The following is a 10,377-nucleotide window of genomic DNA, read 5'->3' on the forward strand; positions in this document are numbered from 1 at the left end:
GTCGTTTAATAACACTCTTTTGGTTTTCAAAAATCATTTCGGACTGCTAGCTGGTAAGCTGATAGCTAAAAGCTGAAAGCGAATCGCTATGGAATGGCACGTAACGGATGCCCAAAGTTTGGCAATCATTGACCGAGAAATTGGCGACCACATCTTCTCACCAGCGGAATTTGAGATTGTGCGTCGCGTCATTTACGCAACCGCTGACTTTGAATATCGGTCTTTAATTCGCTTTTCTGAGCGGGCACTCCAAGCTGGCGCAGCCGCTTTGGCAGCTCGTAGCACCATTGTGGTAGATGTACCAATGGTACAAGTCGGCATTAGCCCCACGATCCAAAGTACTTTTGCTAATCCGGTGTATTGCAGTATGGAAGCCTTGACGCGGCCTCAAAAAGACAAAAGCCGCGCTGCCTGGGGAATTGAAACCCTCGCTAGACGCTATCCAGAAGGAATTTTTGTGGTGGGTCAGGCTCAGACGGCTCTCATTTCCCTGGTCGAGCTAATTGAGGCAGAAGAAATTCGACCAGCATTGGTGATTGGCACGCCTTCGGGATTTGTGGATGTGGATGTTGCCAAGGAACGGCTGAATGATTCGCTAGTTTCTCACATCCGAATTGATGGACGTAAAGGTAGTGCGGTGGTAGCAGCGGCGATTGTCAATGGTTTAGTTGACTTAGCATGGCAAGCTTATGGGCAGGATACGAATGGTGTCGGCTAAGGGCAGGGAGGCGGGGCATTAGCCATTAGCCGGTTCTCGATTCAAGGGCGACGCGATCGCCTACGCTTAGGAGTACGGTCTTCAGGATAGGAAACATCGTCATTGTCTCCTAACTGACGGCTGACATCCTCAAAAAAGTCTCGCCGCAGATAAGGATAGTCACTCACCCAGAGATTCTGACTGGGAATATAAATGTCTGTCACCTTGGCAATCCGACCCAAGTCTTTTTGATTGGACAGCACGACCATCTCAGCAACTTGACCGGGTTTAACTGCTTTGTGGATGCGGCGAAGCGGTACTTGCATCTGGGTCGTAAATCCGGTTTCATCCCCAACTTCGATGTTCAACCGACGCTCTCGGTTTTCAACAATCACCAGTTGCCCGCGATTGTTGACGGTTTGCTCTTCGCCAATCAACTCTTCAGAAACAAAGATATCCACGACTTCACCCCGCCAGAATCCACTGTAGGCGTAGCGGCGATAAGAAGCATTCCGGAGACTCGCCCAATAGACGGGTGCCCACAACCAGTAAAGACCCGCAATGATTCCCAGAAAAAAGGTGATCGCGCTCAGATCCTCGCCCAGCAAAAACTTGCCGACGAGTAAAACCACCACCACAGCTACTACAGAAATTAGCAATCGCTTTAAAAAGTCTGGGAACTTGCCCCAGCAGTACGCATACTGCGGGCCAGTGGCAATCTGGGGAATCAAGTCTTCAAATTTCTTGCGCGTTAATGGGACTAACATATTGTTCAAAAGCGAATTGCTAATTGAAGGATGGCTAATTGTTTAAGAGCAATCCTTCGCTCCTTCGATTAGGGATTAGCCACTTATAGTATCTTTTCTAACCCATAGACTAGGGATTTGAGCTGGATAACTTTGCGGATGGCGAGAAGAACACCAGGCATATAGCAAGACCTATCTGAAGTATCGTGGCGTAGGGTATAAATTTGACCCGGTGCCCCAAACATCACTTCTTGGTGAGCGATGAGACCGGGTAAGCGAACGCTGTGGATGCGAATCCCCTCATCGGCTTGGCTACCTCTAGCACCGGGTAGTTTTTCAGTTTCTTTTACCGTCGGTGGATTGTAGGTTTTACCCAGTTCGCCTAACATCTGGGCAGTTTGAAGGGCGGTACCGCTAGGAGCGTCGGCTTTTTGGTTGTGGTGTAACTCGATAATTTCAACGTGGTCAAAGTATTGGGACGCCTGGACAGCTGCCTGCTGTAGTAACACCATGCCAATGGAAAAGTTGGGGATAATCAGGGCACCCGTGCTGGCTTTGTCGGCAAATTCAGCAAGCTCTTGGATTTGCTGCGGGCTAAGTCCAGTTGTGCCAACGACAGGTCGGATGCCGTAAGCGATCGCAGTCCGCACATTTTCATAAACTGAGTCAGGATGAGTAAAATCAACCATAACGCCCTGTTGTTTTTCCTGGGTCGCTAGCACCAGCATCCCTTGTAAGTCACTGACAATGGGAACTTCCAAGGGTTCGCAACCCGCCACTTCTCCAACGTCTTGACCCTGGTATTCCAAAGAGCGATCGATTGCCCCCAGCAAAGTCATATCGTTTGCTTGAGCAACGGCTTTGACGACTTCGCGACCCATTTTTCCAGCCGCACCGTTGACGACAACGGGAATCGGATACTGTTGATTTGCCATGATTTAAGAATACCCTTCTCGACAAGCGCATTCTAGACCAAGAAGGGCTTCCCACGATAACTGAATTATGCGATCGCGTGCAAGAAGATATTCTTTGTAATTTCTCTTTCTGTCGCAAACACTGCTCGCTAGAACGGCTGAGGATATAGCAGCGGCTTTCTCTAGCTTTAAGTCACAAAACTTATTGAAAATAATTTTCAATAAGCTATACTCCAAAGTAGAACATCTTTCTGTTTAAAAGTTTCAAATTTAGTTTATTCAGCGGTTATAAAACAATGCCATTCCCTAACAATTCGGCTACTTACGATCTGAGAAACTTTGGTAATACAGCTGATGCCATCTCTGCAAAAATAGAGAACAGATCGGATGAGACTGACGCCGCCTCTGTCGATTCGCCACTCTTCTGTAACCTCGACAAAAACGGTTCAGCAGAGGATTCCACTCTTAATAATCACAACCTCCCGCTTACGGAGAGTAGCGTCCCGACCTATTTTGAAGATGAAGACCCGGAACGCACGCCAGAACGATGGTGGAAGAGACGGCAATGCCAAGGATTGACCGGATTTTCTTAAATGAGTTCTAGGCAGAGTAGGGGTGTACATCTTGTACATCTGGTGTACACCCCTGGAAAATACTACCAGCCCCAGGTTCCTGGCTCACCTTTGAACGGGCCAACAATATCGCTGGTGATCCAACCGCCGTAGAAACCTCCAGGTTGCGGCTGCACTTGTTCTCCATCGACCGAACAAACATCCATCATCTGGGGATAGAAAGCGAGATAGTTCTTGATGCTGGCGAAGTTTGGTGTGGGATTGGGATAACCCCAAGCGGCATTCGGTGCCTGTTTGTCACTGACAACGACTGTGTAGTAGAAAGCGCCTCCCTTCCATTCACAAAACGATTCCTGAAGAGTTCGCACTAGATATTCCATTTTGATATCTAGGGGAGGAATGTAGTAGACAGGCGGGTGACTGGTTTCTAGTACGCGCTTTGCCCGCTGAGTATCAACAATTGTGACGCCGTTGAAGACGATCTGGATGTGCTTGGATGATTCCTCAAGACGCGGGGGACGAGGGTAATCCCAGACTGACTCTTGACCGGGTCCGGGTGCAATGCGATCGCGTTTCATGCTGGCTTCTTCTGTTGTAGAATCACACTCGCTATTTTAGATGTGCCGCGCTGTCGCTTTGCTGATTGTTGTAGCTAGCGCTAAGAAACGCGCGAAGCCGTGTATAGGAGCATACAAAAAGAGCGATCGCTCCAAGAGAAATTTTTGCTGAATCTGACTTCTAGTACAGGCACCTGACAAGCTGTGCAAGGAATAATGAAGCTTAGGTAGCCATTCTCAGGGTGCTTACTTTGACAATAAATAGCAGACAAAAGCGGTGGATATACCAATACAGTTTGAGTTAGATACCCAAAAACCCAAAACTCTAGAGGAGATATCCCTAAACACAATACGGTCTGCTTTTCCGGATTGGGAGATCCTGCAACCCTCTGGAAAACATTGCTATGAGCCAATTTCCCTCCTTTGCAAAAGGGTGGAGAAATTTTCCCCTTAGAAACTCTGCTTGGGGCAATCAAATATTTTGCATTGAAAAAATTAACCGAACCATAGTAGGTGGATGTGTTTGATTCCTTAACCCTGAGTATTAGTGTTTTTTTTATCGCTGCTGCGGTCATTGCCGTTGTAGGAACGATGATGGCAAGCACAGCGGATCGTCTAGCGGATGAAACGGGTCTTGGAGAAGCACTGATGGGTGCCTTGTTCCTCGGCGGTAGCACCTCATTAGCAGGCATTGTTACCTCTGTCACCGCCGCTGCCGGAGGTCACGCCGAACTTGCCATCAGTAGTGCTTTAGGAGGGATTGCTGCCCAAACAGCATTTCTCAGCATTGCCGATCTTGCCTATGGGAAAGCCAACCTGACACACGCAGCTGCCTCCGTGCCAAATCTGATGCAGGCAACACTTCTGGTTGCTTTATTAGCAATTCCTCTGATGGCAATGTCTGGGCCAGATGTCAGTTTTTTTGGAATTCATCCCGCCTCGTTCCTTATCCCAGCCGCTTATATCTTTGGCTTACGTTTGGCGGCAGAGGCTCAAACTACGCCCATGTGGTGGCCTCGGCGGACTGCGGAAACGCAAGTTGACGAACCGGAGGCAGATAATTCCGAGGGTACTAAATTGACTGTGTTGTGGTTAAGGTTCGCTTTACTGGCGGGGCTGCTTGCCAGTGCCGGTTATTTTGTGGCGGAAGCTGGACTCTCGATCTCTATGCACAGCGGTCTTTCTGAAACGATGGTAGGAGGGCTTTTTACCGCTTTGTCAACTGCCCTACCGGAACTGGTAACAACCATCGCGGCGGTGCGACGAGGGGCGCTGACGCTTGCGGTGAGTGGCGTTATCGGGGGAAATAGCTTCGATGTGATGCTGGTGGCGTTCTCTGACTTTGCTTATCGGCAGGGTTCGATTTATCATGCTTTGGCACAGCCTCAGATTTTTGCGATCGCGTTGACGATCCTGATGACCGTCATTCTAGTTTTGGGCTTGTTGCGGCGGGAAACACATGGAATTGGAAATATTAGCTTCGAGAGTTTTTTAATTCTACTCCTATACTTAAGTGGGTTTTCGCTGCTGTTTTTTGGGAGTTGAGCAACTATCACTGAGGTTTGCTTTGTTAAAAAAGAAACAAAAACTTTGAGTTATTCAAAATAATTAATTCAAAATTCAAACGTGATTTATCGCTCTATCTTTAAAGATTTTTACCGATTATCGATTACCGACTTTCTCCTGTTTGATATCAAGCTGCCACTTTTCGTTTTGTGATTTTATCTAGATGCGGCAAAAAATTGCTTTTTATTTAGAAGACATTGAAACACCAACAGGAAAAGCGTTCAACTTCCTAATTACAGGAATGATTTTGCTGTCTTCAGCAATTTTTGTTATCGAAACCTATCCACTCCCAAATTACGTCCGAATTAATCTTAATACTATAGACTATGCAATTTTCCTACTTTTTGCATGGGAATATTTGCTTCGTTTATGGTGTGCAGACAATAAAGTTCAACATATATTAAGTGTTTATTCAATTATAGATTTAGTAGCAATATTGCCATTTTTATTAGGAGTGGTAGATATCAGCTTTATCCGGGTATTTCGATGGTTTAGGATTTTGCGATTTCTTCGATTCATAGAAGGTAAAAGATTATTTGGTCGCACCATCAATGAAGATGGAGAGATTTCAGCTCGAATATTATTTACTTTATTAGCAATCATATTTGTTTATTCCGGCTTGATTTATCAAGTTGAGCATCCAGTAAATCCTCAAGTATTCGCTACTTTTTTGGATGCTGTATATTTCTCTATTGTCACAATGACAACAGTTGGATTTGGCGATGTAACACCAATTTCACAAGGAGGTCGCTTGATGACAGTCTTAATGATTTTGACCGGAATTGCTCTGATTCCTTGGCAATTGGGCGACTTGATCAAGCGATTGGTTAAAACAGCTAATCAGGTACAAACCCTTTGCCCTACTTGCGGTTTATCATCCCATGATACAGATGCTCGGTTTTGCAAAATTTGCGGAGCAAAGTTGGAAAAACTAACAGGTAGCTAGTAGCGAAGGAAAGCGATCGCATTTGCGGCAGATTGTGCTGTCGTTGCCTAATTGACGATAGTTCGGTAGAGCGATCGCGCTTTTTGCAATAACCCTATTCGAGGTTTAAAAATTTCGGTCGTGTCTGCTGGTTGATAGAAAGTTTCCCCTGCAATGCGTTCCAGTCTTCTCGCTCAATTTGAGAAATAATTTGATCGAGTCCGGTTCGATATTGTTGAAGGCTTCGCAGTAATTCCCCGCGATTGTACCGCGCCATCATCACGCCTAACTCTGGATTGCCTCCGCCGACGCGGCTGGTATCCCGGAAGCCAGAACTCGCCAATTGTTGCGCTAATTCTAGAACCGCTGGGTCGGTTTCGTTGATGCAGGCATTAATTAAACCAGCACTCACCATCACCGGCAAGTGAGAAATCCAAGCCACCGCGCGATCGTGATCTTCTGGACGGCACTGATAGATTTTAGCTTTGAGCGATCGCGCGATTTCCTCGACAATATTCACGGCTGCTGGGGGCGTCGTCTTCACCGGCGTCAATACATAAGCTTTCCCAGCAAATAGCTGAGTTTGAGCTGCTTCCAGACCACTTTCTGCCGTCCCCGCCATCGGGTGCCCCCCCACGAAGTTCGTCCAAATCGGTTCTAGCGCTTCCACCACCGGCTTTTTGACCGAACCCACGTCTGTGATGATGGCGTTGGCAGACAAATGAGGAATCAGCTGCTGTACGGTTGGGGCGATCGCGCTAATGGGCGTACACACAAAAACTACATCGGCAGCTGCCAAGAGTGCCAGATCCACACTCGCATCATCTACGACCCCACGCGCGATCGCATCAACACAGGTTTGCTCTCGACGCGCGATCCCCAAAACCTGATAGCCAGCCGCTCGTAAGTCCAAACCCAGCGAGCCGCCAATTAGCCCCAACCCTACAATCCCAATATTCATGGTTCTGTCTAATACTATTTCACCGTAAAATCGGCACAAATAACTTGCTGGAAATGGCTACTGGCTCAGACGCGAACAGACAAGTCAGCGCTTCGCTATCACCGCAAGTCTTCTACAGTTCAAAATCTCAAATCCAAAATCTAAAATGGTATAAGCTCCTAAATTTCCTCAAAATGAGGAAAACAAGAGCAATTTAGCTGTCTCCCCGAAACAAGGAGGGCTGGAGAGGGGTTCTCTCTGGGACTACTGTACCGATGTTCTAGCATGATGTTCTAGCATACAGTGCCAACTTACCCCACGATCCAATCAGCCGCTCGTTAGGCTTCTGTCAAAATGGCTGGACGACTATTTTCTTAAAGTAAAGCCCTTCCAAACAGATGAGGTAGGGAGCATAATAGATTTCTTCATTCATCCTTCATCACTCTGAGGATGCCCTCACTGAACTTACTTCTAAGATTTACAGAGGGGCACGCTAGATTAGTGCTTGTACAACTTTGTACAACTTTAGATAGATGCCGGGGAAAAATCCCGACTCAACGCAAGCAAAGCCAGGGTTCATCTGCTGCAAACTCACCCAGCCACTCAAAACGACAAATGAACCTCAAGGCTTGCTGGTAGCGCCCTCCTCCTAACCATAAAATGAGAATGCTGGCAAGGTGGCTCGAAATGAATGTCGATGAACTGATAGTAAGATACGCAGCCGGTGCGCGAAACTTCGCGGCAATTGACCTGAGTGAGGCAAACTTGAGTGGCATCAACCTCAGCGGCGCTAATTTGACAGGCGCTAATTTAAGCGTGGCGAATCTCAGCGGTGCCAATCTCGAAGCCGCTAACTTGACTCAAGCCAAACTTAATGTCGCGAGGCTCAGTGGAGCCAATCTTAGCAATGCCATCTTAAACCAGGCAAACTTCAACGTTGCTAACCTGATTCGAGCGGATATGGGGGGGGCGCAGCTCATTCAAGCCGTCTTGATTCGAGCCGAGCTAATTCGCGCCGATCTGAGTGGATGCAATCTCAAATCAGCGAACCTCAGCGGTGCTGATTTGCGTGAAGCCACTCTTAGAGAAGCCAATCTCAGTCGCGCCAGTTTGAATGAAGCCAACCTCCGGGGTGCCTTTTTGACGGGAGCCAACTTGGAGCAGGCAAACTTAAATGGCACCGACTTGAGCCGCACCGACTTGAGCGGTGCCAATTTCCGAGAGACAGAACTAAGACAAGCCAATCTCAGTCGCGCAAATCTCAGCGGAGCGGACTTAAGCGGCGCAAATCTGCGTTGGGCAGACTTAAGCGGTGCAAATCTGCGTTGGGCAGACTTAAGCGGCGCAAAATTAAGCGGAGCTAACTTAATCGGCGCAGACCTTAGCAATGCTAATTTACTCAATGCCAGCTTAGTTCACGCCGATCTTACCCAAGCTCGATTGATTAAAGCCGATTGGATTGGAGCTGACTTGACCGGGGCGATTCTAACCGGGGCAAAACTGTATGCAGTCTCCCGTTTCGGCCTGAAAACCGAAGGAGTGACCTGCGAGTGGGTTGACTTGAGTCCGGATGGCGATCGCACGGAAATTTTTCGTCTTACCACTGAAGAATCAAAAAAGTTCTTCAATGAAACGCTGCCAACCGTCCGAATTATCGTAGATGCACCGTTAGATTTAGAAGCAAATTTAGCACTAGCCACTACTTATCATCACCTCTCTAAGCATTATCCGGGGATCGCTCATCCTCCCAGTTTGGAAGTCAGCGCTCGAAAAACAATTCTCACTTTCAGAATTGATAGCAACGATCAATTATTTCCCTTGGCTTACGTGGCTATTTTTCCCTTCAACGATGCAGTAGCAACTCAGAAAAATATCAGCGCTCTAGTGAACCTACTTCAATCTCAAAATCAATCATCACTAGGGCATAAAGATGCTCAGCGGGTCAAGCAATTAACTGCCTCCCTTAATAAAACAATCAATCAAGTCGGTAGTCTCGATATTTGCAAAATGGTGCCCGAACTGAAAAGAAAATTAAACTTCTTCCAGGCTCCAACCCAGACCGTGCTAAATAATTCTACGGATCAAACCTTGAATGTTTATCATCACCCAGTGTTTGGGAAACGGTTTATGAATCAAAGTCAATCTAATTCCAGCGGTTTGCCGAAAAACAACTCGGTGGAAGCGCAAAGCTTGATTCTCCCCCCAATAGGTACATTGATTGAATTTGTCAAGGAATTTGATTATTTAGAAAAATTACAGCAAAGTTGAACAAAGGGTCAGCAGGCAAAAGGCGAAAAAAAAGAGAAAATATGTAAAGCGATCTTTTTTACTTTTTGCTTTCCTAACTCTAAAGTCTCAAATCTAAAGTGATAGAGGTAGAAGTTCATTCCTCACTACGTGCATTCCTTCGCGAGCAGGAGAATCGTTCTTGGCCTCATCATCTGACAATGGCGAGGCTGGTGGCACGGGCTTTAAGATTAGGGCGTTCTGCCCTGATTCAGACTGGAGTTTCTTCGCACGGTACGGGGAAGTATCGCCTGAGTTACCTAGCACCAGCACTGCTATGGACGAAATCTGTCATCCTGGTGGCTCCAGAATCAGTTCAGCAACGCTTGCTAGAGGTGGAAATTCCTCAGATGCGACAGTGGATGGGGAGGGAAAAAGCCATCCTAACAGGCGATGCATGGCCTGACGCTGACTTTCAGGGACTGCTGTTAATCTCTCCAGAGGTTTGGTTAGCTGACCGCCTCAAAGGGCTAAATCGGATACCCTTTGGCATTCCGACTATTTTTGATGGTGCCGATGACTTGGAAGAGTGGGCACGCGACCAACTGACTGCTAGCTTGCGACCCAGCGATTGGGAAGAGTTGATGCTGGCCTTTCCCCGTAAGGTAAAGGCAATCCGGGATGCGCGGGTACAGCTAACAAAAGCTGTCTTCCAGCATCCAGCCAATCCTTACGAGTGCTATCTGATTTCACCTGCTGAGCAAGACATCTTGAGGCGTCTCTATGCGGTCTTAGAGAATGCGATAGGAGTTGAAGGCAGACAGAATCTTGTCGAAACAAGAACGATCCCGTCTGGAGAGCAGGGGAGTGGGAGAGGGGGAGAATTTCCCGCCTCGCCAAATTTACCCCCGGCTTGGAGAAATTTTTGGCATCGGTTGCAAGCAGAAGACCAACTCATGTGGGCAGAAATTGCTCGGAGTCAGGGCCAATTTTCTTTGTATTGCGGCCCCGTTGAGGTGGCAACTGCTTTAGAAAAAATCTGGCACCACGAGCCGGTGGTATTGATTGGTGCGGCACTGGATTTAGAGACAGAAGCGATCGCCTATCGTCAGCGGGTAGGATTGGGCAACCTAACGTGTCTGAAGTTTTCTCCAGACAGGCAGAACGAACTGATTCAGCTATATCTCCCCGATCGTCTCCCCATGCCGAATACACCCCAATTTCAGGGAGTCCT

Annotated in this window: 10 protein-coding genes; 6 read left to right on the forward strand and 4 right to left on the reverse strand. The window is 47.5% G+C overall.

What is annotated here, in order from left to right; translation table 11 throughout:
- Positions 1-88 precede the first annotated feature (88 nt).
- The gene (locus H6F50_RS16775; RefSeq protein WP_190413018.1) at positions 89-718 is read left to right on the forward strand and encodes a precorrin-8X methylmutase; all 630 of its coding nucleotides are present in this window, start codon (positions 89-91) and stop codon (positions 716-718) included.
- A gap of 41 nt (positions 719-759) precedes the next feature.
- Here the strand turns inward: H6F50_RS16775 and H6F50_RS16780 are convergent, their stop codons facing one another.
- On the reverse strand, positions 760-1,464 hold the full coding sequence (locus tag H6F50_RS16780; protein ID WP_190413019.1) for a phosphate ABC transporter permease: 705 nt from the start codon (positions 1,462-1,464) through the stop codon (positions 760-762).
- Between the two features lie 83 nt (positions 1,465-1,547).
- Positions 1,548-2,378, reverse strand: coding sequence for a 4-hydroxy-tetrahydrodipicolinate reductase (gene dapB, locus H6F50_RS16785; RefSeq protein WP_190429580.1), 831 nt, complete (start codon positions 2,376-2,378; stop codon positions 1,548-1,550).
- A 275-nt stretch (positions 2,379-2,653) separates the two neighbouring features.
- Here dapB and H6F50_RS16790 point away from each other — a divergent pair, with 275 nt between their 5' ends.
- Positions 2,654-2,950 (forward strand): hypothetical protein, encoded by a 297-nt coding sequence (locus H6F50_RS16790; protein ID WP_190429581.1) that lies wholly within the window; start codon positions 2,654-2,656, stop codon positions 2,948-2,950.
- A 62-nt stretch (positions 2,951-3,012) separates the two neighbouring features.
- Here H6F50_RS16790 and H6F50_RS16795 read toward each other — a convergent pair whose 3' ends face one another.
- The gene (locus tag H6F50_RS16795; RefSeq protein ID WP_190429582.1) at positions 3,013-3,507 is read right to left on the reverse strand and encodes a DUF427 domain-containing protein; all 495 of its coding nucleotides are present in this window, start codon (positions 3,505-3,507) and stop codon (positions 3,013-3,015) included.
- A gap of 498 nt (positions 3,508-4,005) precedes the next feature.
- Between H6F50_RS16795 and H6F50_RS16800 the strand changes: the two genes are divergently transcribed.
- A complete protein-coding gene (locus H6F50_RS16800) occupies positions 4,006-5,031 on the forward strand; it encodes a sodium:calcium antiporter (RefSeq protein ID WP_190429583.1) in 1,026 nt (341 codons plus the stop codon).
- Between the two features lie 184 nt (positions 5,032-5,215).
- Positions 5,216-5,998, forward strand: a complete 783-nt coding sequence (locus H6F50_RS16805; RefSeq protein ID WP_190429584.1) for an ion transporter — start codon at positions 5,216-5,218, stop codon at positions 5,996-5,998.
- A 94-nt stretch (positions 5,999-6,092) separates the two neighbouring features.
- Here H6F50_RS16805 and H6F50_RS16810 read toward each other — a convergent pair whose 3' ends face one another.
- Positions 6,093-6,938, reverse strand: a complete 846-nt coding sequence (locus H6F50_RS16810; protein WP_190429585.1) for a prephenate/arogenate dehydrogenase — start codon at positions 6,936-6,938, stop codon at positions 6,093-6,095.
- A gap of 666 nt (positions 6,939-7,604) precedes the next feature.
- Here H6F50_RS16810 and H6F50_RS16815 point away from each other — a divergent pair.
- Positions 7,605-9,185 (forward strand): pentapeptide repeat-containing protein, encoded by a 1,581-nt coding sequence (locus H6F50_RS16815; protein ID WP_190429586.1) that lies wholly within the window; start codon positions 7,605-7,607, stop codon positions 9,183-9,185.
- A gap of 98 nt (positions 9,186-9,283) precedes the next feature.
- Positions 9,284-10,377, forward strand: a 1,094-nt coding sequence (locus tag H6F50_RS16820) for an ATP-dependent DNA helicase (RefSeq protein WP_190429587.1), incomplete at its 3' end; no start/stop codon positions are given.

The organism is Coleofasciculus sp. FACHB-712, from assembly GCF_014695635.1.
Lineage (GTDB): Bacteria > Cyanobacteriota > Cyanobacteriia > Cyanobacteriales > FACHB-T130 > FACHB-T130.

Excerpts from the sequence above, each read along its gene's own strand:
- H6F50_RS16810 (WP_190429585.1), bottom strand. The coding sequence starts at position 6,938 with ATGAATATTGGGATTGTAGGGTTGGGGCTAATTGGCGGCTCGCTGGGT.
- H6F50_RS16780 (WP_190413019.1), bottom strand. The coding sequence starts at position 1,464 with ATGTTAGTCCCATTAACGCGCAAGAAATTTGAAGACTTGATTCCCCAG.
- H6F50_RS16805 (WP_190429584.1), top strand. The coding sequence starts at position 5,216 with ATGCGGCAAAAAATTGCTTTTTATTTAGAAGACATTGAAACACCAACA.
- dapB (WP_190429580.1), bottom strand. The coding sequence starts at position 2,378 with ATGGCAAATCAACAGTATCCGATTCCCGTTGTCGTCAACGGTGCGGCT.
- H6F50_RS16790 (WP_190429581.1), top strand. The coding sequence starts at position 2,654 with ATGCCATTCCCTAACAATTCGGCTACTTACGATCTGAGAAACTTTGGT.
- H6F50_RS16815 (WP_190429586.1), top strand. The coding sequence starts at position 7,605 with ATGAATGTCGATGAACTGATAGTAAGATACGCAGCCGGTGCGCGAAAC.
- H6F50_RS16775 (WP_190413018.1), top strand. The coding sequence starts at position 89 with ATGGAATGGCACGTAACGGATGCCCAAAGTTTGGCAATCATTGACCGA.
- H6F50_RS16795 (WP_190429582.1), bottom strand. The coding sequence starts at position 3,507 with ATGAAACGCGATCGCATTGCACCCGGACCCGGTCAAGAGTCAGTCTGG.